Annotated in this window: 24 protein-coding genes; 23 read left to right on the top strand and 1 reads right to left on the bottom strand. The window is 39.9% G+C overall.

All coding sequences use genetic code 11. The features are described from left to right. Positions 1-54 precede the first annotated feature (54 nt). From B7695_RS11635 to pcp, 10 genes are all read left to right on the top strand, one after another. Entirely contained in the window at positions 55-2,835 is a 2,781-nt protein-coding gene (locus B7695_RS11635; RefSeq protein ID WP_275655683.1) for an SEC10/PgrA surface exclusion domain-containing protein, read from the top strand. A 105-nt stretch (positions 2,836-2,940) separates the two neighbouring features. Then, positions 2,941-3,564 carry a hypothetical protein gene (locus tag B7695_RS04590; protein WP_049513269.1) on the top strand — a complete coding sequence of 208 codons (624 nt, stop codon included), beginning with the start codon at positions 2,941-2,943 and terminating at the stop codon, positions 3,562-3,564. Between the two features lie 428 nt (positions 3,565-3,992). Further along, positions 3,993-5,270 (top strand): glutamate-cysteine ligase family protein, encoded by a 1,278-nt coding sequence (locus tag B7695_RS04585; protein ID WP_084890000.1) that lies wholly within the window; start codon positions 3,993-3,995, stop codon positions 5,268-5,270. A 75-nt stretch (positions 5,271-5,345) separates the two neighbouring features. After that, positions 5,346-6,830 carry a threonine synthase gene (gene thrC / locus B7695_RS04580; RefSeq protein WP_084889999.1) on the top strand — a complete coding sequence of 495 codons (1,485 nt, stop codon included), beginning with the start codon at positions 5,346-5,348 and terminating at the stop codon, positions 6,828-6,830. Positions 6,831-6,890: 60 nt separating this feature from the next. After that, positions 6,891-8,171 carry an MATE family efflux transporter gene (locus B7695_RS04575; protein ID WP_084889998.1) on the top strand — a complete coding sequence of 427 codons (1,281 nt, stop codon included), beginning with the start codon at positions 6,891-6,893 and terminating at the stop codon, positions 8,169-8,171. Between the two features lie 3 nt (positions 8,172-8,174). After that, positions 8,175-8,801: an HAD family hydrolase gene (locus B7695_RS04570; RefSeq protein ID WP_084889997.1), complete on the top strand. Its 627-nt coding sequence runs from the start codon at positions 8,175-8,177 to the stop codon at positions 8,799-8,801. Between the two features lie 159 nt (positions 8,802-8,960). Beyond that, positions 8,961-10,154 carry a LysM peptidoglycan-binding domain-containing protein gene (locus B7695_RS04565; RefSeq protein ID WP_084889996.1) on the top strand — a complete coding sequence of 398 codons (1,194 nt, stop codon included), beginning with the start codon at positions 8,961-8,963 and terminating at the stop codon, positions 10,152-10,154. Between the two features lie 309 nt (positions 10,155-10,463). Next, a complete protein-coding gene (locus B7695_RS04560; protein ID WP_192855731.1) occupies positions 10,464-10,889 on the top strand; it encodes a MarR family winged helix-turn-helix transcriptional regulator in 426 nt (141 codons plus the stop codon). Between the two features lie 10 nt (positions 10,890-10,899). Further along, complete coding sequence (locus B7695_RS04555) at positions 10,900-11,262, top strand: DUF1304 domain-containing protein (RefSeq protein WP_084889995.1); 363 nt, start codon at positions 10,900-10,902, stop codon at positions 11,260-11,262. Between the two features lie 112 nt (positions 11,263-11,374). Then, positions 11,375-12,019 carry a pyroglutamyl-peptidase I gene (gene pcp / locus B7695_RS04550; RefSeq protein ID WP_084889994.1) on the top strand — a complete coding sequence of 215 codons (645 nt, stop codon included), beginning with the start codon at positions 11,375-11,377 and terminating at the stop codon, positions 12,017-12,019. 25 nt (positions 12,020-12,044) lie between these two features. Here pcp and B7695_RS04545 read toward each other — a convergent pair whose 3' ends face one another. Next, a complete protein-coding gene (locus B7695_RS04545; protein ID WP_084889993.1) occupies positions 12,045-12,902 on the bottom strand; it encodes a DUF975 family protein in 858 nt (285 codons plus the stop codon). 115 nt (positions 12,903-13,017) lie between these two features. Here B7695_RS04545 and tgt point away from each other — a divergent pair, with 115 nt between their 5' ends. From tgt to B7695_RS04480, 13 genes are all read left to right on the top strand, one after another. After that, the gene (tgt, locus tag B7695_RS04540) at positions 13,018-14,160 is read left to right on the top strand and encodes a tRNA guanosine(34) transglycosylase Tgt (RefSeq protein ID WP_001285237.1); all 1,143 of its coding nucleotides are present in this window, start codon (positions 13,018-13,020) and stop codon (positions 14,158-14,160) included. A gap of 100 nt (positions 14,161-14,260) precedes the next feature. Further along, on the top strand, positions 14,261-16,078 hold the full coding sequence (locus B7695_RS04535) for an acyltransferase family protein (protein ID WP_084889992.1): 1,818 nt from the start codon (positions 14,261-14,263) through the stop codon (positions 16,076-16,078). A 151-nt stretch (positions 16,079-16,229) separates the two neighbouring features. Next, positions 16,230-17,381, top strand: coding sequence for an N-acetylglucosamine-6-phosphate deacetylase (gene nagA, locus B7695_RS04530; protein WP_084889991.1), 1,152 nt, complete (start codon positions 16,230-16,232; stop codon positions 17,379-17,381). Positions 17,382-17,543: 162 nt separating this feature from the next. After that, positions 17,544-18,602 (top strand): zinc-dependent alcohol dehydrogenase family protein, encoded by a 1,059-nt coding sequence (locus tag B7695_RS04525; protein ID WP_084889989.1) that lies wholly within the window; start codon positions 17,544-17,546, stop codon positions 18,600-18,602. A 149-nt stretch (positions 18,603-18,751) separates the two neighbouring features. Next, on the top strand, positions 18,752-19,117 hold the full coding sequence (locus B7695_RS04520; protein ID WP_000286405.1) for a DUF1033 family protein: 366 nt from the start codon (positions 18,752-18,754) through the stop codon (positions 19,115-19,117). A gap of 76 nt (positions 19,118-19,193) precedes the next feature. Continuing rightward, on the top strand, positions 19,194-20,135 hold the full coding sequence (gene comGA, locus B7695_RS04515) for a competence type IV pilus ATPase ComGA (RefSeq protein WP_084889987.1): 942 nt from the start codon (positions 19,194-19,196) through the stop codon (positions 20,133-20,135). Beyond that, positions 20,083-21,099, top strand: a complete 1,017-nt coding sequence (gene comGB / locus B7695_RS04510; RefSeq protein WP_084889985.1) for a competence type IV pilus assembly protein ComGB — start codon at positions 20,083-20,085, stop codon at positions 21,097-21,099. Before comGA ends, comGB begins: the two co-directional genes overlap by 53 nt. A 1-nt stretch (position 21,100) precedes the next feature. Beyond that, entirely contained in the window at positions 21,101-21,424 is a 324-nt protein-coding gene (gene comGC, locus B7695_RS04505) for a competence type IV pilus major pilin ComGC (protein ID WP_084889983.1), read from the top strand. Continuing rightward, positions 21,387-21,821: a competence type IV pilus minor pilin ComGD gene (gene comGD, locus B7695_RS04500; RefSeq protein WP_192855730.1), complete on the top strand. Its 435-nt coding sequence runs from the start codon at positions 21,387-21,389 to the stop codon at positions 21,819-21,821. Before comGC ends, comGD begins: the two co-directional genes overlap by 38 nt. Next, the gene (gene comGE, locus B7695_RS04495) at positions 21,784-22,086 is read left to right on the top strand and encodes a competence type IV pilus minor pilin ComGE (RefSeq protein WP_275655682.1); all 303 of its coding nucleotides are present in this window, start codon (positions 21,784-21,786) and stop codon (positions 22,084-22,086) included. Before comGD ends, comGE begins: the two co-directional genes overlap by 38 nt. Beyond that, on the top strand, positions 22,049-22,510 hold the full coding sequence (gene comGF, locus B7695_RS04490) for a competence type IV pilus minor pilin ComGF (RefSeq protein ID WP_084889977.1): 462 nt from the start codon (positions 22,049-22,051) through the stop codon (positions 22,508-22,510). The genes comGE and comGF overlap by 38 nt, the downstream gene beginning before the upstream one ends. Continuing rightward, positions 22,488-22,901 carry a competence type IV pilus minor pilin ComGG gene (gene comGG, locus B7695_RS04485; RefSeq protein ID WP_084889975.1) on the top strand — a complete coding sequence of 138 codons (414 nt, stop codon included), beginning with the start codon at positions 22,488-22,490 and terminating at the stop codon, positions 22,899-22,901. The genes comGF and comGG overlap by 23 nt, the downstream gene beginning before the upstream one ends. A 32-nt stretch (positions 22,902-22,933) precedes the next feature. Further along, positions 22,934-23,521 (top strand): class I SAM-dependent methyltransferase, encoded by a 588-nt coding sequence (locus tag B7695_RS04480; protein ID WP_192855729.1) that lies wholly within the window; start codon positions 22,934-22,936, stop codon positions 23,519-23,521. Positions 23,522-23,776: the final 255 nt, after the last annotated feature.

The raw sequence follows: 23,776 nt of genomic DNA, 5'->3' as shown, positions 1-23,776 counted from the left end.
TGTAGTAAAACTATAAAAATTAGCTCATTTTATCAGCCATCAAAGGAGAAAATGATGAAGAAACTGAAAACCCTCACAACTTCAACAGCTATTGCTCTTGCGTCTGTTGGTGTGCCTGCATTTGCTCAAGAAGCAACTGCTGTCAACGAACCAGCTCTTGTTTCAAAACCTGTAGCTGATACAAAACCAGAAGTGAAGAAATCTTCTGATGTCAAGCCTGCTCTTGATGCTCAAGCGTCTACTGTTAAGCAAGTTGAAGCTGAAAGTGAAACAGCAAAAGCTGAAACTACTTCTGCTAACAAAGTTGTCACAACTACTGAAACTGCTTTGACAAGCGCTAAAGAGGACTTGAAGTCAGCGGAAGCTGTTAAAGCCAATGCTACAGAAGAAAATATCACTGCTACAAAAGCAAAACAAGATGCGAATGTAAAAGCTCAAGAAGCCAATCAAAAAGCAACTGAAGCGTCTACTGAAGCAATTAAAGCGCAAACTGAAACTGTAGCAACTGAAACAGCTAACATTGCAAACGCAACAAGTAAGAAAGCTGAAGCGGATAAAACAGTAACCGCTAAAGAAGCGAATGTAAAATCAGCTGAAGACGCGCTAAATGGTTCAGGACTTGGTGAAGCTAAAGCTTCACTTGCCCAAGCTGAAAAAGATATTGAACAAGCGAATGCGAATATCTCAAGCGCAACAACAGCTGTCGAAACCGCTAAGAAAGCAGATAGCAACCGAGCAGATGCCATCAAACAAGCTGAAAACAATGTGAATGTCAAAAATGACGCATTGAAATTAGCGAAAGAAATGATGGACGCAGACCAAAATAAAGTGGATTCTATCCAAGAAAAAGCAGATGCTACAGCGTCTAAAGAAAAAGAAGCGCAAACTGCCTTGGATGCAGAAAAAGCTCGTTCTGGTGAAGCTGTCATTCATATGGGAAATCCAGTTCATCATTTGACAGATGAAGAAAAAGCTTATTATGGTCTTGATAAAAACGATATTACATTTAAAGATGCTTCAAGCTATTATATCCGTAATCGTTATAAAAACGATGGTAAAGCAGACGAACTAATGTTGACAATGGGAGCAAAAATGCATAAAGCTCTTACCGTTGACTTCAATAAAAACGATGATAAACGCAGCATCAATATTGACAATTTAACCGATAAAGAAATTGCTGAAATTAGTGATTTTTATGCTAAATTGGTAAATGCTTTACAAGAAAAAATGGGATATTCAGAAAAATACCGAGCTTATGCTGCACAAGATACTCTTGAACACAGTAAACAAAAAGCTAAAGCTTATGAAGCTCGTGGAACTGACCCTGCTGTAGCTGGTCACATCAATAGAAACACTGATCCTGAAAACATGGCATTCATCTATAAAAGTGATCAAATTTCAACAATGCTTGATTTGAAATATGCTGTATTAGATGCTTTTAAAGAATATTCATTCTTAGATGATGAATCAAATTGGGGACACGCTGCTAACAACCTAAACGGTGGTGGTGTTGCAATGACTGTCGCTAATATCAATGGTAAACGTTGGTTTGTCAACTCATTTGGTAGCGATGGTAAACACAAAATCAACCTCAACCAAGAACTTGCCCAACTCGAAGCAAAACTAGCTGAAGCACAAAAACAAAACAGTCAAGCTCAAACTGCTCTTACAAATGCTAAAGCAGAATTGGCATCAGCTTCACGCAAATATGCTTCTGCACTTGAAGCTAAAACAGAAGCTGAAAAAGAATTGGCAAGTAAAACAGCTAGTCCACTTCAAACAGAAGTTGCTGAAAAGAACTTGCAATTAGCAAACCTTGCTTTGACTAATGCACAAGAACGTAAAGCAACTGCTCAAAAAGCTGTTGAAAACTTCTCAAGAAGCCAAGCAGAAAAAGAAACTGCTCTTGAAACAGCTGAAGATGAACTAGCTACAGCCAAAACTGCTCAAAAAGATGCTGAAACTGCTCTTACAAGTGCGCAAGCAAAATTGCAAGCAGAAGAAAACAAGTTGAAAGCTCTTCAAGCTGAACAAGCGAAACTACATGAAGAAAAAGACAAATTGGTGTCAGATGCGAAAGCAATTGCAACTGAATTGAGTGCATATCTAAACACAGATAAAAATCTTGCAGATGCGCAAGCAAAAGTAGCTGATTTAGAAACAAAACTGACTCAAGCAAAATCTACTGCAAAATTGGCACAAGATAAATTGGATGCAGTTACAGCTAAATTGCAAGCTGAACAAGCTAAATTAGCTGAAATCCAAGAAGAGTTTGATAAGTTGGTTAAGGCTGAAAGAAAGGACTACTACAATTTATCAGATTGGTATCTGGAGTATCTTGCAGGCAAACCAGCGGATAAGAAAACAGATACAGAACTCAAGAAAGTAGAAGACTCAAAAGCTTCACAAGCTGGTAACTGGATTGAGTCATCTGGTCGCTGGTGGTACAAACATGCTGATGGTTCGTACACAACCAACGGCTGGGAACAAATCAAGGGTACTTGGTATTACTTTGACCACGCAGGTTGGATGCAAACTGGATGGGTCAAGACTGGTGGCACATGGTATTACTTGAACAACTCAGGCTCAATGGCTACAGGCTGGGTAAAAGACAACGGTACATGGTACTATTTGAACAACTCAGGTTCACTGGCTACAGGCTGGGTTAAAGAAAATGGCTCATGGTATTATCTTGACAAGTCAGGTGCTATGAAAACAGGCTGGTTTACAGTTTCTGGTAAATGGTACTATGCCTATAGTTCAGGAGCTCTAGCAGTAAACACCACTACACCAGATGGCTATATGGTCAATGCCAACGGTGAGTGGATAGGATAGACCAATTTACTGAATAGGCTAAGAAATAAAAAATCTTCTTATTACAAATAGGAAGATTTTTTGTTAAAATATATTAGAAGGAAGAAATAATGTGAGGGTAAAAAAATGAGAACTCCTAAGAGATATACTGATTTAATTAAGAATAAAAAAATAACAAATCAAATTATTGCTGAATGTATATATTCTGTTAATAAAAGAGCAAAAAACTATCGAGATAAAATAAAAGATTATAAGCAAGCTAGGTTCTACAAATACAAAGAAAATAATATTGAAAATGCAAAAGAACAACAAGAAAAATACTATAGTATGAAAGACGATTTATTATTAAATTTCAGTCCTAAATTTATTCATAAAAAGCATGATGGAGAGAAAACACAACGAGTCTATAGTTATCAAAAAAATTATGCAAAACTATATAATGAAAAAATAAATGATATTACTTGGGAAAATAGTTACTATGACTCCGATAGAAATAAGGAAATTGATTTTTTTGATTATAGCTTAGGTGAGAAAAAATATCTTTATTTCTTGTATTATGAAATTGGTAAATATAGTTTTCATACCCCAATTACAGAAGAAAGGGTAGAAAAAAATACTCAATTAGAAGTCAAAGAAATAGATGAGAATTTTCAAACTCATGGAGCTGATATAGTAGATTTACTTTCAACTCAGTTTGTCCAAAAAGTAATAGACTTGTTAGATAGTGGCGATTATACAATTGTAGAATAATTAAAAAATCTTCTTACGTTTGTAGGAAGATTTTTTTGATTCACAAAACTAGTTTAAAAGACTACGCTATTTAAACTAATTTTGAGAATGAATATTGGACTATACCAATTGCGCCGAACACGGTATCGAACCATGTATAAAAAATGTGATTATTGATTTTTAAAACTTAGAAATTACAGGAAAAACTAAAAATTTATTTGGTCAACCACTGGTCAATTTCCTTAATTTCAATACTAACTAGCGTGTGATAATATCTTGATTTAATCGCTTTTTACTTATTTATTTTAACTTATTTTAACGCTAGTTTGTTGGCCGCCGGTATAGTATAGAGTTAAGGAACGTAGTTGATCTTCGTTCCTTTTTTATATTATTTTTGGTATAATTATAGTTATTCAAATTTTATTTAGATTAAGAAAGTGTAGGATAGTATGTCTCGTTCTATCGATTTATTAAAACATCGGTATTTGAAAAATATTAAAGAAAATCCTGAATTGTTTGTCGGGATTGAGCTGGAATATCCTGTGGTAAACTTGGAAGGAAATGCTACAGATGTTGAAGTTATCAAGCATTTATTTGGATATCTAGTTTCTGATTTGGATTTAACTGTAGAAAAGGTTGATGATTTTGGGTATCCTATCCAGTTAGTAGATCCAGTAAGTCAGGATGCTATTTTATTTGAAGTTTCCTATACTACGATTGAGTTTGCATTTGGTAAGGCTGAAACGATTCAAGAGGTCGAAAATCGTTTTAACAATTATATGGATGTGATTCAGAAAAAGTTAGCTGAATCAAATCATGCTATTGTTGGCTGTGGCATTCATCCTAACTGGGATAAAAATGAGAATTGTCCAGTGGCTTACCCACGCTATCAGATGTTGATGGACTATTTGAATTTGAGTAGAAATGTGATTAAATCAGACTTGCATCATTTCCCTGAATATGGTGCTTTTATCTGTGGGAGTCAGGTTCAGTTGGATGTTTCAAAGTCTAACTACTTACGAGTGATTAATGCTTTTACCCAAATTGAAGGGGCTAAGGCGTATTTATTTGCTAATTCTGAGTTTTCAGGTGAGGATTGGGATACGAAAATTTCAAGGGATATTTTCTGGGAAGAATCTATGCATGGTATCTATCCAGAGAATGTTGGTGTCAATGCTAGCCTCCTTAAAGATGAGGAAGATTTTTTTGATTATTTAGATCGTTCTGCAATTTTTACTGCGGAACGTGATGAACAAACCTATTATTTTTATCCGATTCAGGCAATGGACTATTTGGCTACAACTGAAATCCAAGCATTTAATCTTAATGGGGATAAGATTATTATTTATCCTCAAGAGAAGGATTTTGAAACCCATCGTAGTTATCAATACCAGGACTTAACGACTCGTGGAACAGTTGAGTTTCGTAGTGTGTGTACTCAGCCTCTAGATAGAACCTTCGCTTCAGCAGCTTTTCACTTGGGATTGTTGGTTAATTTAGATAAGTTAGAAGCTTATTTAGAAACAGCACCTTTCTTTAAAGTATTTGGTTATGATTACAAGTCTTTAAGGAGACAATTTTCTAAGAAAAAGCTTACAGATGAGGAAGAAACTGCGATTATAGAGTTTTCAAAAGACTTACTCTTGCTAGCTGATGAAGGACTGAGGATGAGAAACAAGCAAGAAACGACTTATTTACATCCTTTGAAAGAAGAATTGGGACTATAATTTCTCTTATAAAGGGAGAATTTTCTGAAAAATCATGATATAATGGAAGAGACTATAGATAAAGGATAGAGAGTAATGACATTAGTTTATCAATCAACGCGTGATGCCAACAATACAGTAACTGCCAGCCAAGCTATTTTGCAAGGTTTAGCGACGGACGGTGGTTTGTTTACACCAGTTACTTATCCAAAGGTAGATTTGGACTTTGACAAATTGAAAGATGCTTCTTATCAGGAAGTTGCAAAGTTAGTTTTGTCAGCTTTTTTAGATGATTTTACAGCCGAGGAGTTGGACTACTGTATCAACAATGCCTACGATAGCAAGTTTGATACTCCAGCTATTGCGCCTTTGGTGAAATTAGACGGCCAATACAATTTGGAACTGTTCCATGGTTCAACGATTGCCTTCAAGGATATGGCCTTGTCTATCTTGCCATACTTTATGACAACAGCTGCTAAGAAGCATGGTTTGGAGAACAAGATTGTCATCTTAACAGCGACATCTGGTGATACTGGGAAAGCTGCTATGGCAGGATTTGCGGATGTACCTGGTACTGAGATTATCGTCTTTTATCCAAAGGATGGTGTCAGCAAGGTACAAGAGTTGCAAATGACCACTCAAACTGGCGACAATACTCATGTTATTGCTATTGATGGTAACTTTGACGATGCGCAAACAAATGTGAAACATATGTTTAACGATGTGGCTCTTCGTGAGAAGTTGGCAGCCAACAAGTTGCAATTTTCATCGGCTAACTCTATGAATATTGGTCGTTTGGTACCACAAATTGTTTATTATGTTTATGCCTATGCTCAGTTGGTCAAGACTGGTGAGATTGTGGCTGGTAATAAGGTCAACTTCACAGTACCAACAGGAAACTTCGGAAATATCTTGGCTGCCTTTTATGCCAAACAAATCGGCCTACCAGTTGGTAAATTGATCTGTGCTTCAAATGACAACAATGTTTTGACAGACTTCTTCAAGACACGTGTTTACGACAAGAAGCGTGAGTTTAAGGTAACAACTAGTCCATCTATGGATATTTTGGTATCTTCAAACTTGGAACGTTTGATTTTCCATCTTTTGGCTAATGATGCGGTTAAGACAGCTGAACTCATGAATGCTTTGAATAGCCAAGGTCAATATGAGTTGACTAATTTTGATGCAGAGATTTTGGACCTCTTTGCAGCTGAATATGCGACTGAGGAAGAAACAGCGGCAGAAATCAAGCGTGTCTATGAGTCAAATTCTTATATCGAGGATCCACATACGGCGGTTGCCTCGGCAGTTTATAAGAAATACCAAGCGGCTACTGGCGATGTGACTAAGACAGTGATTGCTTCAACAGCGAGTCCATACAAGTTCCCAGTGGTTGCAGTTGAAGCAGTAACAGGAAAAGCAGGCTTAACTGACTTTGAAGCTTTGGCTCAATTACATGAAATCTCAGGAGTTGCTGTGCCACCTGCAGTTGATGGGCTTGAAACAGCTCCTGTTCGTCATAAGACAACAGTAGCAGCAACAGACATGCAAGTAGCGGTTGAGGCTTATCTAGGACTTTAAGACAGAGGGAGTAAACTCGGTTGGGAAACCAACTGAGTTTCTTTTCATCAGGAGGAAGGATTGTTTAAAAAAAATAAAGACATTCTTAATATTGCATTGCCAGCTATGGGTGAAAACTTTTTGCAGATGCTCATGGGGATGGTGGATAGTTACTTGGTTGCTCATTTAGGATTGATAGCTATTTCGGGTGTTTCAGTAGCTGGTAATATTATAACGATTTATCAGGCGATTTTTATTGCTCTAGGGGCAGCTATTTCTAGTGTTATTTCAAAAAGTTTGGGGCAGAAGGATCAATCTATGCTAGCCTATTATGTGACTGAAGCCTTGAAAATTACTTTACTCTTAAGTTTCCTTTTGGGAGCTTTGTCCATCTTCGCTGGACAAGAGATGATAGGACTTTTGGGAACTGAACAGACTGTGGCCGAAAGTGGAGGACTCTATCTATCTTTGGTAGGTGGTTCGATTGTTCTTTTGGGATTAATGACTAGTTTGGGAGCCTTGATTCGTGCAACTCATAATCCACGTTTGCCCCTCTATGTGAGTCTTTTATCAAATGCCTTGAATATTCTTTTTTCAAGTCTAGCTATTTTTGTTCTGGATATGGGGATAGCTGGTGTTGCTTGGGGGACAATTCTGTCTCGTTTGGTAGGTCTTGTGATTTTATGGTCGCAATTAAAGTTGCCTTTTGAGAAACCGACTTTTGGTTTAGATAAGGAACTATTGACCATAGCTTTGCCAGCAGCTGGAGAGCGGCTTATGATGCGGGCTGGTGATGTCGTCATCATTGCCTTGGTTGTTTCTTTTGGAACGGAGGCGGTGGCTGGAAATGCAGTCGGAGAAGTCTTGACCCAGTTTAACTATATGCCTGCCTTTGGCGTAGCTACGGCAACGGTCATGCTGGTGGCCCGAGCAGTTGGGGAGGATAATTGGGAAAGAGTAGCTAGTTTGAGCAAGCAAACCTTTTGGCTTTCTCTGCTTCTCATGTTACCCTTGACGCTTAGTGTCTATGCCTTGGGTGTACCACTAACTCATCTCTATACGACAGATCCTCTAGCGGTTGAGGCTAGTGTTATAGTGACACTGTTTTCACTACTTGGAACCCCTATGACGACAGGAACAGTCATCTATACGGCAGTCTGGCAGGGTTTGGGCAATGCTAGGCTTCCCTTTTATGCGACAAGTATAGGAATGTGGTGTATCCGCATTGGAACAGGATATCTGATGGGGATTGTGCTTGGTTGGGGCTTGCCCGGTATTTGGGCTGGAACCCTTTTGGATAATGGTTTTCGTTGGTTATTTCTACGTTACCGTTACCAGCGTTATATGAGCTTGAAAGGATAGGAAATGCAAAAAACAACTTTTATTTGGGATTTAGACGGGACTTTATTGGACTCTTATGAAGCGATTTTGTCAGGGATTGAGGAGACTTTTGGTCAGTTTTCTATTCCTTATGATAAGGAGCAGGTGAGAGAGTTTATCCTCAAGTATTCGGTGCAAGATTTGCTTGTGCGGGTGGCGGAAGAGAGAAAACTGGATGTGGAAGTACTAAATCAGGTGCGTGCCCAGAGTTTGGCTGAGAAGAATGCTCAGGTGGTTTTGATGTCAGGTGCGCGTGAAGTGTTGTCTTGGGCAGACGCAGCAGGGATTCAACAGTTTGTCTACACTCATAAAGGAGATAATGCTTTTACCATTCTAAGAGACTTGGGTTTGGAATCATATTTTACAGAGATTATAACCAGTCAGAGTGGCTTTGCGCGCAAGCCTAATCCAGAAGCGGCTACCTATCTGTTAGACAAGTATCAGCTGAATCCTGAGAAGACTTATTATATAGGAGATCGGACTCTGGATGTGGAATTCGCGCAGAATAGTAAGATTCAAAGTATCAACTTTTTAGACTCAACTTATGACAGGAATCACAGAATTCAAGCGTTAGCAGATATTCCTTGCATTTTTGGGGATTGGGAACGATAAGATTGTGTCAGTTTTGTGACAGAGACCTAACAAACTATTTCAAGTAACCGAGTTTGTTACAATGAATAGACAGTTCTGTTAAATAGGCCCGAGAGGGCTTTTTTTCTGCTCTTTTTGTGTTATCATAGACAGGTACTCATTTGAAAGGAATTTGAAAGAATGAAGAAAAGAATATTATTAGCATCAACAGTAGCCTTGTCATTTGCCCCAGTATTGGCAACTCAAGCAGAAGAAGTTCTTTGGACTGCACGTAGTGTTGAGCAAATCCAAAATGATTTGACTAAAACGGACAACAAAACAAGTTATACAGTTCAGTATGGTGATACTTTGAGCACCATTGCAGAAGCCTTGGGTGTAGATGTCACAGTTCTTGCGAATTTGAATAAAATCACTAATATGGACTTGATTTACCCAGAAACTGTTTTGACAACAACTGTCAATGAAGCAGAAGAAGTAACAGAAGTTGAAATCCAAACTCCTCAAGCAGACTCTAGTGAAGAAGTGACAACTGCGACAGCGGATTTGACAACCAATCAAGTGACTGTTGATGATCAAACTGTTCAGGTTGCAGATATTTCTCAACCGATTGCAGAAGTTCCAAAAGCGGTAGAAGCTCCAAGCACAAAAGAAGTAGCATCAAATTCAGAAGTTACAGAGACAGTGACTGCTGCAGAAGAAGTGGCACCATCTACAGACTCTTCTACGTCAGCGGAGCAAACAGTCGAAACAAGCAGTCCAGTTGAAGAAGCAGCTCCTCAGGCAACGACTCCAGCTGAGAAGCAGGAAATACAAGCAAGCATTCAAGCTGAATCAGCAGTGGAAGCAACTACAATACCAGTAGAAGAAAAAGCACCTGAAACAACTGCAACAAGTTCAGAAGAAACCTCATCAAATGAAGCTACAACAGCAGTTTCTACTGATCAACCAGAAGAGAAGAAAACAGTTTCAACAACTTACGCAGCTCCAGCAGCGCCCGATTATGCTGGACTTGCGGTAGCGAAATCTGAAAATGCAGGCCTTCAACCACAAACAGCTGCCTTTAAAGAAGAAATCGCCAACTTGTTTGGCATCACATCCTTTAGTGGTTACCGTCCAGGGGACAGTGGAGATCACGGAAAAGGTTTGGCTATCGATTTTATGGTACCAGAAAGCTCAGAACTAGGGGATAAGATTGCGGAATACGCTATTCAAAACATGGCCAGCCGAGGAATTAGTTACATCATCTGGAAACAACGTTTCTATGCTCCATTCGATAGTAAATATGGACCAGCTAATACTTGGAACCCAATGCCAGACCGTGGTAGCGTGACAGAAAACCACTATGACCACGTTCACGTTTCAATGAATGGATAAATCAGACTTTGTAATATCATTTTGACGAATGAGATCTAGCTTTCGTGATAGGAAGCGAGTCTCGTTCGTTTTTTTCTTTGCCATACTCTTCGAAAATCTTTTCAAACCACGTCAGTTTTATCTGCAACCTCAAAGCTGTGCTTTGAGCAATCTACGGATAGCTTCCTAGTTTACTCTTTGATTTTCATTGAGTATCAATATGGATGGAAAATGGAAGTTACCATTTTGTAATGATTGAAGCATGATTCTTGCAATTTATTTTATACTTGATTAGTCAACTATTGATAAATCAATAAAAGGAAAGAAGAAATGATAGAGATTCAAGATTTACTGTATCAACTCCGCTTGTCTGAGCAAGCGAGTACGCAATTGTTTGAAAAAAGACTTGGGATTAGTTTGACACGATATCAGATTTTATTATTTTTGCTGAAGCATTCCTCTTGTAATCAAATAGCGGTTCAGGAGCGTTTGAAGATTGATCAGGCTGCTTTGACCCGGCATTTCAAGATTTTGGAAAAGGAAGGTTTGGTGGAGCGTCATCGCAATCCTGAAAATCAGCGAGAAGTGTTGGTAGAGGCTACGAAGTATGCCAAGGAGCAGTTAGTGGTGAATCCCCCTCTGAAACATATCAAGGTTAAGGAAGAGATGGAAAGTATCTTAACAGAGTCTGAAAGAACAGAACTCAGCCGTTTATTAGACAAATTGGTTTTGGGTATTGAGAATATAGAAATTTAAGGAGAAATAGGTGTCAATTATTACAATCATTTTAGCAACGATTGTTGCTTTGGAGCATTTTTACATTTTTTATTTGGAAAGTATTGCAACGCAATCAGAAGCGACTAGTCGTGTCTTTAACATGGAAAAGGAAGAACTGGCTCGTCCGTCAGTAAGTTCATTGTTTAAAAATCAAGGGATTTATAATGCTCTGCTAGGAGTCTTTCTCTTGTATGGGATTTATTTCTCACAGAATTTAGAAATTGTGACTATTTTTGTCTTATTTGTGATTGGGGCTGCAGCTTATGGCTCTCTCACAGCAGATAAAAAAATTATTTTGAAGCAAGGTGGACCAGCTATTCTAGCCTTGATTAGTATTTTTCTCTTTAAATAAGTTCAAAGGTCAATCTTAGTCTCTCTAGTCCTTTTCACTCCAGAATAAGGGAAATATGTTATACTTATTTTTAAGAAAAAAGTCTCATGGAATCGTTTGTAAGGAGTTAGAAATGAAAGTATTAGTGACAGGTTTTGAGCCCTTTGGAGGGGAAAAGGTCAATCCAGCTTTGGAGGCTGTTAAAGGTTTACCAGCTGAAATCCATGGTGCTGAGGTCCGTTGGTTAGAAGTGCCAACAGTCTTTCACAAATCGGCCCAAGTATTGGAAGAAGAAATGAGTCGTTATCGACCTGACTTTGTCCTTTGTATTGGCCAAGCAGGTGGAAGATCTAGCTTGACGCCTGAACGAGTGGCCATTAACCAAGACGATGCACGCATTCCTGATAACGAAGGGAATCAGCCGATTGACCTTCCCATTCGAGCGGATGGTGCTTCGGCCTACTTTAGTAGTCTGCCGATTAAAGCGATGGTTCAAGCTATAAAAAAAGAGGGCTTGCCGGCCTCTGTTTCCAATACTGCAGGGACTTTTGTCTGCAATCATTTGATGTATCAGGCTCTCTATTTGGTAGAAAAGAAATTTCCACATGTTAAGGCAGGTTTTATGCATATTCCTTATATGATGGAACAGGTGGTGAATCGACCGACTACTCCAGCTATGAGTTTAGTGGACATTAGGCGAGGGATAGAAGCGGCAATCGGCGCCATTATCGAACATGGAGATCAGGACCTCAAGTTGGTAGGCGGAGAAACTCATTGATAGAAAAAAGCTTGAGGGGAAACCTTCAAACTTTTGGACGTTTTCGAGCCAGTACTGCTCGGTAAAAAATCATTTTATTGATTTGAATGTAGGGGAGGAGTGAGAAACTAGCAATTCCAAAAGTAATCCAATTGAGGAAGTACCAAGGAAGGAGTTGTAAGTCTAGGACAAAACGTTGAAATTTGTAGCCTTTCATCAGGAAACGGCTGGTTTTAAGGATTTGTCCTGGTCTAGCTTGTCTCAAGTCTAGGGTGTCACAGAGGAGAAATTCTACCTGTGAATAAGCATAGTATTGTGGAATATAGAGACTATTTCCTACAATCATCAAGAGGATACTTGCTAGAAAGTAAAGACCAAAGGTCATGAGGAAACGTTCAGTTTCAACTGACGTGAGATCCAAATTAGGAAACTCAGGATGAAGGGCAACGAATTTCTTTGCTAGAAAGCTACTGTAAAAAAGAAAGTAAATTCCAAGCAAACTAGGAATGCTCCATAAGAAGAGATAGAAACGTTTGAGAAGGAGAGTCAAAAAGGTTTGTGAAAAGTGCTCTTCATTAAAGAGAGTAAGACTATTTTTGACGGATAGTTCTGTATCTGGATTCTTGATGAGTTTCAGAGTTGTATAAACTGAACTGGTTAGAAGTATTGTTCCGATAAAGGAGACTAATAGTGGAAAAAGGTAGGCTTGGAATACATGACCAAGCACGCTTAAAAAGGGTTGTTCTAAAATAGACTCGTTGATACGCTCTAAGGGATTGAGGAAGCCAGACAAGATGACTAGCATGCTAGGTAAGAGATAGACGAGAAAGAGGCGGGGATTTTCAGATTGAAATTGTCTGGCCTGTAGACGAACGGTTTTTAAATCAATTTTTGGGTATTTCATTCTCTCATTATACCATAGTTCGTGACAGTTCCTACTTTTTTTGATAAAATCATACAGTATGCCCTTGGGCAAAAGTATGAACTGGGACTGTCTTTCCCAGCTTCGGAGGTAAAAAATGTCAGATTCACCAATCAAATATCGTTTGATTAAGAAAGAAAAACACACAGGAGCTCGTCTGGGAGAAATCATCACTCCCCACGGTACCTTCCCAACACCTATGTTTATGCCAGTTGGAACTCAAGCCACTGTCAAAACTCAGTCACCTGAAGAATTGAAGGAGATGGGTTCGGGAATTATCCTATCAAACACCTATCATCTCTGGCTTCGTCCTGGAGATGAACTCATTGCACGCGCTGGTGGTCTCCACAAGTTCATGAATTGGGACCAGCCTATTTTGACAGATAGTGGTGGTTTCCAGGTCTATTCTCTAGCAGATAGCCGTAATATCACAGAAGAAGGTGTAACTTTTAAAAACCATCTCAATGGTTCTAAGATGTTCCTATCACCAGAAAAAGCCATCTCTATTCAGAATAATTTGGGTTCAGACATCATGATGTCCTTTGACGAATGTCCTCAGTTTTATCAACCTTACGACTACGTTAAGAAATCAATCGAGCGTACCAGTCGTTGGGCTGAGCGTGGTTTGAAGGCTCACCGTCGTCCACATGACCAAGGTTTGTTTGGGATTGTGCAAGGGGCAGGATTTGAAGACCTTCGCCGCCAATCGGCTCATGACCTTGTCAGCATGGACTTCCCAGGCTACTCTATTGGTGGTTTAGCAGTGGGAGAAACCCACGAAGAGATGAATGCTGTCTTGGACTTTACAACCCAACTGCTTCCTGAAAACAAACCTCGCTATTTGATGGGTGTGGGAGCGCCAGACAGCTTGATTGATGGGGTGATTCGTGGGGTGGATATGTTTGACTGTGTCTTGCCGACTCGTATCGCTCGTAATGGGACTTGTATGACCAGTCAAGGTCGTTTGGTTGTCAAAAATGCTCAGTTTGCTGAGGACTTTACACCACTGGATCCTGAATGTGATTGCTACACATGTAAGAACTACACACGCGCCTACCTTCGTCACCTCCTCAAGGCCGATGAAACCTTTGGTATCCGCTTGACTAGCTACCATAACCTTTACTTCTTGCTTAACCTGATGAAGCAAGTTCGACAAGCCATTATGGATGACAATCTCTTGGAGTTCCGTGAGTATTTTGTTGAAAAATATGGCTATAATAAGTCAGGACGTAATTTCTAAAACAGAATAGATATAAGCTAAAAATCCTAAGTTTTCTCTTAGGATTTTTCTTCTTTTTTTGATAGAATAAAGTGTACAATGAAAGGAAGAATAAACTCGTATGCGCATTAAATGGTTTTCCTTGATTAGGATTACAGGTTTACTACTGGTACTCTTGTATCACTTCTTTCAGACGATCTTTCCTGGAGGATTTTTCGGGGTGGATGTCTTTTTCGCGTTTTCAGGCTTCCTGATTACGGCTCTACTCATCGAAGAATTTTCTAAAAATCATGAAATTGATTTACTTGGATTTTTTAGGAGACGCTTTTATCGTATTGTGCCACCTGTGGTTTTGATGGTCTTGGTGACCATGCCCTTTACCTTTCTAGTTCGCCAAGATTATGTGGCTGGAATTGGGGGTCAGATTGCGGGTGTTTTAGGCTTTATGACCAACTTCTATGAACTTCTAACAGGTGGGAGTTATGAATTACAGTTCATTCCTCATTTGTTTGTTCATAATTGGAGCTTGGCCGTTGAGGTTCACTACTATATTCTGTGGGGATTGGCAGTTTGGTTCTTATCTAAACAGTCCAGATCAAATGGTCAGTTGAAGGGGATGGTTTTTCTTTTATCTGCTGCTGCCTTCTTGATTAGCTTCTTCTCCATGTTTATTGGTAGTTTTCTAGTAACCTCTTATTCCTCTGTTTACTTCTCCAGTTTAACTCATGTCTATCCATTCTTTTTGGGAAGTATCCTAGCAACGATTGTAGGCGTTCGTCAGACGACTTCCCTCGTCAAGCAGTTGGATAAAATCTGGGATTTACGCAAGACCCTGTTGGTTTTTGGAGGAGGTTTTGGCTTTTTACTCATTTTGACCTTCTTTGTAAAATTTACCTATCTCTTTGCTTATCTTGTCGGCTTCTTGCTTGCCAGCCTTGCTGCTCTTGCTATGATTCTGGCGGCGCGTGTCTTGCATGAAAAGACTCCTAATGTGCAAGAACCAAAGATTATCAGCTTTTTAGCGGATACTAGCTATGCAGTTTATCTCTTCCATTGGCCTTTCTATATTATTTTCTCACAGTTGACCTCAAATCTTCTTGCTGTGTTACTGACTTTGATTTGTTCTTATGGCTTTGCCAGCCTATCATTTTATGTGTTGGAACCTTGGATTGCAGGAAAGAACACACCTGTTTTACAAACTCTTCGTCCCCTACCTTATATTCACGCAATTCTTGCGACAAGTACAGGAATCTTGGCCTTCATTGTCCTCTTAGTGACTTTGTTGGCACCACAAGTGGGAGCGTTTGAGACAGATCTGACTGTCAATGGTTTGAAGCAAGCTGCAACAAATATTGGTCAGACTAAGGTGATGGCAGAACGGGCAGATGCAAATAGTTTGGGGATTGCTGATGGCACTATGTTAATTGGTGACTCGGTGGCTTTAAGGGCAAATACAGCCCTGCAGACAGCCCTTCCAGGGGCACAGATTAACGCGCAGGTCAGCAGAACAACCAAGACCGCCAATGAAATCATGCTAAATAATAGCCAGAATAAATTTCTACCAAAGATGGTGGTTATTGCAACTGGGGTAAATAATCCTGAAAATTACAAGGAAGATTGGGACAGTATCGTGAAAAATCTTCCTAAGGGGCACCATATGGTTTTGGTGACTCCTTATGAAGGAGATAAGACAAAAGAGACCTATGCAATCGTTGAGAAGGCGGCTGCCTATATGAGAGAATTGGCAGAGAAGACTCCTTACATCACCATTGCTGATTGGAATCAAGTTGCTAAGGAACATCCAGAGATCTGGACAGGAACAGACCAAGTCCATTTCGGAAGTGACACTAGCAAAATTGAAGCAGGAGCAAAATTGTATGCAGATACCATTGCTACAGCCTTGCAAACAGCTCAAGACAAGCCAGTCAAATCAAAATAACTTGTATTAAAAAGAGAAGAGTTGGAGAAATTCAGCTCTTTTAAAATATCTACAGAAAATAGGTCTATACCATTTACAAATAAAAAAGAAAGGTTTATAATGTAATTGACATAATAAATTGTAGAATCAATCTTTTAAGGAGGTTAACATTATGCCTAACTATATTAAAGCGGATCAGTTTTTCTACCCACACGGAGTTCGTCGTGGTGGTTACTTGGAACTTGTGGACGGAAAATTTGGAAAACATGTCGAGCAGATTCCTGAAGGTGCTGAGGTGATTGACTATACAGGCTACAGTATTGCCCCAGGACTTGTGGATACCCACATTCATGGATTTGGCGGTGTGGATGTCATGGATAATAACATCGAAGGAACCCTTCATACCATGAGTGAAGGACTTCTTAGTACCGGTGTTACCAGTTTCTTGCCCACAACTTTAACAGCCACTTATGAGCAATTGCTTGCAGTCACTGAAAATCTTGGAAACCATTATAAAGAAGCAACGGGTGCTAAGATTCGTGGGATTTATTATGAAGGTCCATATTTCACAGAAACTTTTAAGGGGGCACAAAATCCAACTTATATGAGAGACCCGGGTGTTGAGGAGTTTCATTCTTGGCAGGATGCTGCAAAAGGGATGCTAAATAAAATCGCTATTGCACCAGAACGTGATGGGGTGGAAGATTTTGTACGTACTATTACAGGTGAAGGTGTGACAGTTGCACTTGGACACTCAGATGCGACATTTGAACAAGCTAAGAAGGCAGTTGATGCTGGAGCTAGTGTATGGGTACATGCCTATAATGGGATGCGTGGTTTAACACACCGCGAACTAGGTATGGTAGGAGCTATGTATGAGCTCCCACATACTTACGCAGAATTGATTTGTGATGGTTATCACGTAGATCCAAAAGCTTGTGAGATTTTACTTAAGCAAAAGGGGACAGAAAACATCGCTCTTATTACGGACTGTATGACAGCTGGTGGGCTTGAAGACGGTGACTATATGTTGGGAGAATTCCCTGTTGTAGTAGCAAATGGAACTGCACGCCTCAAATCGACAGGTAACTTGGCAGGTTCTATCCTCAAACTTAAAGATGGTATGAGAAATGTAGTCGAGTGGGGTATTGCAAATCCACACGAAGCGGTCATGATGGCTAGCCTTAACCCAGCAAAATCTGTTCACATTGATGATGTTTGTGGTCAAATCCGTGAAGGCTACGACGCTGACTTTATCGTGCTAGATAAAGATTTGGAATTGGTAGCAACCTATCTAGATGGTGTGAAACGTTATCAAGCATAAGAGAGAAAGCAGAAGTTAGAGATTAGCTTCTGCTTTTTTATCTATATTGCTTTACCAGTAAATAAAAAAGTTAAAAAAATCACAAAAAAGCTTGAGCAAACAAATGAAAAGGTTTACAATTATATTATAAATAGTACAAATAAAAAAACGGAGGATTGCTTTATGAAAGCCTATACTTATGTTAAACCAGGACTTGCTTCTTTTGTTGATGTAGACAAACCAGTTATTCGCAAGCCAACAGACGCTATTGTGCGTATCGTAAAAACCACTATTTGTGGAACAGACCTCCATATTATCAAAGGGGATGTTCCTGCTTGCCACAGTGGTACCATTCTTGGTCACGAAGGGATTGGGATTGTTGAAGAAGTTGGAGAAGGAGTTTCTAACTTCAAAAAAGGCGACAAGGTCTTGATTTCTTGTGTCTGTGCCTGTGGTAAATGCTACTACTGTAAAAAAGGAATTTATGCCCACTGTGAAGACGAAGGGGGCTGGATTTTCGGTCACTTGATTGATGGTATGCAGGCTGAATATCTACGTGTCCCTCATGCAGATAACACTCTTTACCACACTCCAGAAGACTTGTCAGATGAAGCCTTGGTTATGCTATCAGACATTCTGCCTACTGGATATGAAATTGGTGTCTTAAAAGGGAAAGTAGAACCTGGTTGCAGCGTAGCCATTATTGGTTCAGGTCCAGTTGGATTGGCTGCTCTTTTGACAGCCCAATTCTACTCACCAGCCAAATTGATTATGGTGGACTTAGACGATAACCGCTTGGAAACTGCTTTATCATTTGGTGCGACTCATAAGGTTAATTCTTCAGACCCTGAAAAAGCAATTAAAGAAATTTATGATTTGACAGATGGTCGTGGTGTAGATGTTGCTATCGAGGCTGTTGGTATTCCTGCAACATTTGATTTCTGTCAAAAGATTATCGGTGTAGACGGAACGGTTGCCAACTGTGGTGTGCATGGTAAACCAGTTGAATTCGATTTGGACAAACTTTGGATTCGCAACATCAATGTAACAACTGGTTTGGTATCTACAAATACAACTCCACAATTGTTGAAAGCTCTTGAAAGTCATAAGATTGAACCAGAAAAATTGGTAACTCACTATTTCAAACTCAGTGAAATTGAAAAAGCCTATGAAGTTTTCAGTAAGGCAGCAGACCACCATGCCATTAAGGTCATCATCGAAAACGATATTTCTGAAGCCTAGGTAGTGACAAGATTTTGGAACATAAGCAAACAGAAATTCAGTCATCATAGGATGGCTGGATTTTTTATCGAAAAATTAAGAAATGAGCATATTTCTTTCCTTGCTTGGCGGAATTGGTTATAATATACGGTACAAAGGAATGAATGAATATGTATCGTGTTATAGAAATGTACGGAGATTTTGAACCGTGGTGGTTCTTAGAAGGTTGGGAAGAAGATATTGTAGCAAGTAAGAAATTTGACCAGTATTATGATGCTCTCAAATACTATAAAACTTGCTGGTTTAGATTGGAACAAGAATCCCCTCTTTATAAAAGTAGAAGTGATTTGATGACCATTTTTTGGGATCCAGAAGACCAACGCTGGTGTGATGAATGTGACGAGTATTTACAACAATACCATTCTTTGGCTCTTTTACAGGATGAGCAGGTTATTCCAGATGAAAAATTACGCCCAGGCTATGAAAAACAAACAGGTAAGGAAAGACACCGTTCTTGCCGTATGAAATTAAAATAGAGAAAAAGTAACTTTTTTGGAGTTGCTTTTTTTATTTTTCCAAATCTTTGCGAATAGTATAGGTGAGGAGGTAAGTATGGTTCAAGAAATTGCACAAGAAATCATTCGTTCGGCTCGGAACAAAGGGGCGCAAGACATTTATTTTGTCCCTAAGTTAGACGCCTATGAGCTTCATATGAGGGTAGGAGACGAGCGCTGTAAAATCGGTTGTTATGATTTTGAAAAGTTTGCGGCCGTCATCAGTCATTTCAAGTTTGTGGCAGGTATGAATGTGGGAGAAAAGCGACGTAGTCAGCTTGGTTCCTGCGACTATGCCTATGATGATAAGATGGCGTCCCTACGTCTATCTACCGTAGGCGATTATCGAGGACATGAGAGTTTAGTCATTCGCTTGTTGCATGATGAGGAGCAGGATTTGCATTTTTGGTTTCAGAATATTGACGAATTGGGTAAGCAGTACAGGCAACGTGGTCTCTATCTCTTTGCTGGTCCGGTCGGAAGTGGCAAGACGACTCTGATGCACGAATTGGCCAAGTCACTTTTTAAGGGACAACAAGTCATGTCCATTGAAGATCCGGTTGAGATCAAGCAGGACGACATGCTTCAGTTGCAGTTGAACGAAGCAATCGGGTTGACCTATGAAAATCTAATCAAACTTTCTTTGCGTCATCGACCAGATCTCTTGATTATCGGAGAAATTCGAGACAGCGAGACGGCGCGTGCAGTAGTTAGAGCTAGTTTGACAGGGGCGACAGTCTTTTCAACCATTCATGCCAAGAGTATTCGAGGTGTTTATGAGCGCCTGCTGGAGTTGGGTGTGAGTGAGGAGGAATTGGCAGTAGTTCTGCAAGGAGTCTGCTACCAGAGATTAATCGGGGGAGGAGGAATTGTTGACTTTGCAAACAAAGGCTATCAAGAACACCAGCCAACTAGCTGGAATGAACAGATTGACCAACTTCTTAAAGATGGACATATCACAAGTCTTCAGGCTGAAACGGAAAAAATTAGCTACAGCTAAGCAAAAAAATATCATCACCTTGTTTAACAATCTCTTTTCCAGTGGTTTTCATCTGGTGGAGACTATCTCCTTTTTAGATAGGAGTGCTTTGTTAGACAAGCAGTGTGTGACCCAGATGCGCACGGGCTTGTCTCAGGGGAAATCATTCTCAGAAATGATGGAAAGTTTGGGTTTCTCAAGTGCCATTGTCACTCAGTTATCCCTAGCGGAAGTCCATGGCAATCTTCACCTGAGTTTGGGAAAGATAGAAGAGTATCTAGACAATCTGGCCAAGGTTAAGAAAAAACTAATTGAGGTAGCGACCTATCCCTTGATTTTGCTGGGTTTTCTTCTCTTAATTATGCTGGGACTGCGTAACTACCTACTACCACAACTGGATAGTAGTAATATCGCCACCCAAATCATTGGAAATCTGCCACAATTTTTTCTAGGAATAGTAGGGTTTGTTTCGGTAGGTGTCCTTTTAGCACTAACTTTTTATAAAAGAAGTTCTAAGATGAGCGTCTTTTTTATCTTAGCACGGCTTCCCTTCTTTGGAATTTTTGTGCAGACCTATTTGACAGCCTATTATGCGCGTGAATGGGGCAATATGATTTCGCAGGGGATGGAGCTAACGCAGATTTTTCAGATCATGCAGGAACAAGGTTCCCAGCTCTTTAAAGAAATCGGTCAAGATTTGGCTCAAGCCTTGCAAAATGGTTGCGAATTTTCTCAAACCATAGCGACCTATCCTTTCTTTAAAAAGGAGTTGAGTCTCATCATCGAGTATGGGGAAGTTAAGTCCAAGCTGGGGAGTGAGTTGGAAATCTATGCTGAAAAAACTTGGGAAGCCTTTTTTACTCGAGTCAATCGCACCATGAACTTAGTACAGCCACTGGTTTTTATCTTTGTGGCTCTGATTATCGTTTTACTTTATGCGGCAATGCTTATGCCCATGTATCAAAATATGGAGGTGAATTTTTAAAATGAAAAAAATGATGACATTCTTGAAAAAAGCGAAGGTTAAAGCTTTTACACTTGTGGAGATGTTGGTGGTCCTTTTAATCATCAGCGTGCTTCTCTTGCTCTTTGTACCTAATCTGAGCAAGCAAAAAGAAGCAGTCAACGACAAAGGAAAAGCTGCTGTTGTTAAGGTGGTGGAAAGCCAGGCAGAGCTTTATAGCTTAGATAAAAATGAAGATGCTAGCCTAAGTAAGTTACAAGCAGATGGGCGAATCACAGAAGAACAGGCTAAAGCCTATAAAGAATACCATGCTAAACAAGGTAGCAGTCAAAGTGTTGCAGATTAAGGCCTTTACCATGCTTGAAAGCCTCTTGGTTTTGGGTCTTGTGAGTATCCTTGCCTTGGGCTTGTCCGGCTCTGTCCAGTCCACTTTTGCGGCGGTAGAGGAGCAGATTTTCTTTATGGAGTTTGAAGAACTTTATCGGGAAACTCAAAAACGCAGTGTAGCTAGTCAGCAAAAGACAAGTTTGAGCATAGACGGAAAGACCATTAGCAATGGCAGTCAAAAGTTGACAGTCCCCAAAGGGATTCAGGCACCATCAGGCCAAAGTATTACATTTGATCGAGCTGGGGGCAATTCGTCCCTGGCTAAGGTTGAATTTCAGACCAGTAAAGGAGCGATTCGCTATCAATTATATCTAGGAAATGGAAAAATTAAACGCATTAAGGAAACAAAAAATTAGGGCAGTGATTTTACTGGAAGCAGTAGTCGCTCTAGCTATCTTTGCCAGCATTGCGACCCTCCTTTTGGGACAAATTCATAAAAATAGGCAAGAAGAAGCAAAAATCTTGCAAAAGGAAGAAGTCTTGAGGGTAGCTAAGATGGCCTTGCAGACAGGTCAAAATCAGGTAAACATCAACGGAGTTGAGATTCAGATGTTTTCTAGTGAAAAGGGATTGGAGGTTTATCATGGTTCAGAACAGTTGTTGGCTATCAAAGAGCCATAAGGTCAAGGCCTTTACCTTGTTGGAATCCCTGATTGCCCTCATTGTCATCAGTGGAAGTTTACTCCTCTTTCAAGTCATGAGTCAGCTCCTCATTTCAGAAGTTCGCTACCAGCAACAGAGCGAGCAAAAGGAGTGGCTCTTGTTTGTGGACCAGTTGGAGGCAGAATTAGACCGTTCGCAGTTCGAAAAAGTGGAGGGCAACCGCCTCTATATGAAGCAGGATGGCAAGGAAATTGCGATAGGTAAGTCAAAATCAGATGATTTTCGGAAAACCGATGCCAGTGGACGAGGTTATCAGCCTATGGTTTATGGCCTCAAATCCGCGCAGATTACAGAGGACAATCAACTGGTGCGTTTTCGTTTCCAGTTTCAAAAAGGCTTAGAAAGGGAGTTCATCTATCGTGTGGAAAAAGAAAAAAGTTAAGGCAGGCATTCTCCTCTATGCAGTCACCATGGCAGCCATCTTTAGTCTTTTGTTACAATTTTACTTGAACCGACAAGTCGTCCACCATCGAGACTATGCTTTAAATAAAGAAAAGCTGATTGCTTTTGCTATGGCCAAGCGAACCAAAGATAAGGTTGAGAAAGAAAGTGGGGAACAGACCTTTAATCTGGGTCAGGTGAGCTATCAAAATAAGAAAACAAGTTTGGTGACAAGGGTTCGTACGCCTAAGAGTCAATATGAGTTCCTATTTCCCTCAGTCAAGATCAAAGAAGAGAAAACGGATAAAAAGGAAGAGGTAGCGACCGATTCAAGCGAAAAAGTGGAGAAGAAAAAATCAGAAGAGAAGCCTGAAAAGAAAGAGAATTCCTAGCCAATCAAGCTACTTTGTGCTAAACTAAAAATATGAAACATGATTTTAACCACAAAGCAGAAACTTTTGATTCCCCTAAAAACATTTTCCTTGCAAATTTGGTTTGTCAAGCAATCGAGAAACAGATTGATCTTCTATCAGACAAAGAAATTTTGGATTTCGGTGGTGGGACGGGTCTGTTAACCTTGCCCCTAGCCAAGCAGGCCAAGTCTGTAACATTGGTGGATATTTCGGAGAAAATGCTGGAGCAAGCTCGTTTGAAAGCGGAGCAGCAAGACATTAAGAATATCCAGTTTTTGGAGCAAGATTTACTGGAAAAACCCTTAGAGAAAGAGTTTGATCTCATTGTTGTTTGTCGGGTTCTTCATCATATGCCTGATTTGGGTGCGGCTCTCTCACTGTTTCATCAATATTTGAGGGAAGATGGACAACTTTTACTTGCTGATTTTACCAAGACAGAAGCTAACCATCATGGATTTGAATTGGTTGAACTGGAAAAACAGCTAATTGAGCATGGTTTTTCATCTGTACATAGTCAGACTCTTTACAGTGCTGAAGACCTGTTTCAAGGAAATCACTCAGAACTCTTTTTAACAGTAGCCCAAAAATCACTCGCCTAGTCAGGGAGTGATTTTTTAGGTACGACGGGCATGTCGTATATCTGAGGTGTAAGTCCTCGTTGGGCACCTGCTACCGATGAACCAAATAGCGATTTTAAAGTCTGATTATCATGAGCTAGTAGAGGGAGGAAGGGATAGCGAAATCGTGGCTCTACGAACAGAAAGAGCATAGAAAGTTGTATAGAGTTTTGAAGTTTTATTTTTCTAGTTTTATACCAATAATATACATCTTTCGATATATATATCGGAAGAGCA

It is taken from the genome of Streptococcus mitis, assembly GCF_002096845.1.
GTDB classification, from domain to species: Bacteria; Bacillota; Bacilli; order Lactobacillales; family Streptococcaceae; genus Streptococcus; species Streptococcus mitis_A.
Note: the sequence above shows the minus strand (reverse complement) of the source record. Positions and strands in the feature narration are given on the sequence as shown.

Coding starts and splice junctions, on each gene's coding strand:
- B7695_RS11635 (WP_275655683.1), top strand. CDS start 55: ATGAAGAAACTGAAAACCCTCACAACTTCAACAGCTATTGCTCTTGCG.
- B7695_RS04590 (WP_049513269.1), top strand. CDS start 2,941: ATGAGAACTCCTAAGAGATATACTGATTTAATTAAGAATAAAAAAATA.
- B7695_RS04585 (WP_084890000.1), top strand. CDS start 3,993: ATGTCTCGTTCTATCGATTTATTAAAACATCGGTATTTGAAAAATATT.
- thrC (WP_084889999.1), top strand. CDS start 5,346: ATGACATTAGTTTATCAATCAACGCGTGATGCCAACAATACAGTAACT.
- B7695_RS04570 (WP_084889997.1), top strand. CDS start 8,175: ATGCAAAAAACAACTTTTATTTGGGATTTAGACGGGACTTTATTGGAC.
- B7695_RS04565 (WP_084889996.1), top strand. CDS start 8,961: ATGAAGAAAAGAATATTATTAGCATCAACAGTAGCCTTGTCATTTGCC.
- B7695_RS04560 (WP_192855731.1), top strand. CDS start 10,464: ATGATAGAGATTCAAGATTTACTGTATCAACTCCGCTTGTCTGAGCAA.
- pcp (WP_084889994.1), top strand. CDS start 11,375: ATGAAAGTATTAGTGACAGGTTTTGAGCCCTTTGGAGGGGAAAAGGTC.
- B7695_RS04545 (WP_084889993.1), bottom strand. CDS start 12,902: ATGAAATACCCAAAAATTGATTTAAAAACCGTTCGTCTACAGGCCAGA.
- tgt (WP_001285237.1), top strand. CDS start 13,018: ATGTCAGATTCACCAATCAAATATCGTTTGATTAAGAAAGAAAAACAC.
- B7695_RS04535 (WP_084889992.1), top strand. CDS start 14,261: ATGCGCATTAAATGGTTTTCCTTGATTAGGATTACAGGTTTACTACTG.
- nagA (WP_084889991.1), top strand. CDS start 16,230: ATGCCTAACTATATTAAAGCGGATCAGTTTTTCTACCCACACGGAGTT.
- B7695_RS04525 (WP_084889989.1), top strand. CDS start 17,544: ATGAAAGCCTATACTTATGTTAAACCAGGACTTGCTTCTTTTGTTGAT.
- B7695_RS04520 (WP_000286405.1), top strand. CDS start 18,752: ATGTATCGTGTTATAGAAATGTACGGAGATTTTGAACCGTGGTGGTTC.
- comGA (WP_084889987.1), top strand. CDS start 19,194: ATGGTTCAAGAAATTGCACAAGAAATCATTCGTTCGGCTCGGAACAAA.
- comGB (WP_084889985.1), top strand. CDS start 20,083: ATGGACATATCACAAGTCTTCAGGCTGAAACGGAAAAAATTAGCTACA.
- comGC (WP_084889983.1), top strand. CDS start 21,101: ATGAAAAAAATGATGACATTCTTGAAAAAAGCGAAGGTTAAAGCTTTT.
- comGD (WP_192855730.1), top strand. CDS start 21,387: ATGCTAAACAAGGTAGCAGTCAAAGTGTTGCAGATTAAGGCCTTTACC.
- comGE (WP_275655682.1), top strand. CDS start 21,784: ATGGAAAAATTAAACGCATTAAGGAAACAAAAAATTAGGGCAGTGATT.
- comGF (WP_084889977.1), top strand. CDS start 22,049: ATGGTTCAGAACAGTTGTTGGCTATCAAAGAGCCATAAGGTCAAGGCC.
- B7695_RS04480 (WP_192855729.1), top strand. CDS start 22,934: ATGAAACATGATTTTAACCACAAAGCAGAAACTTTTGATTCCCCTAAA.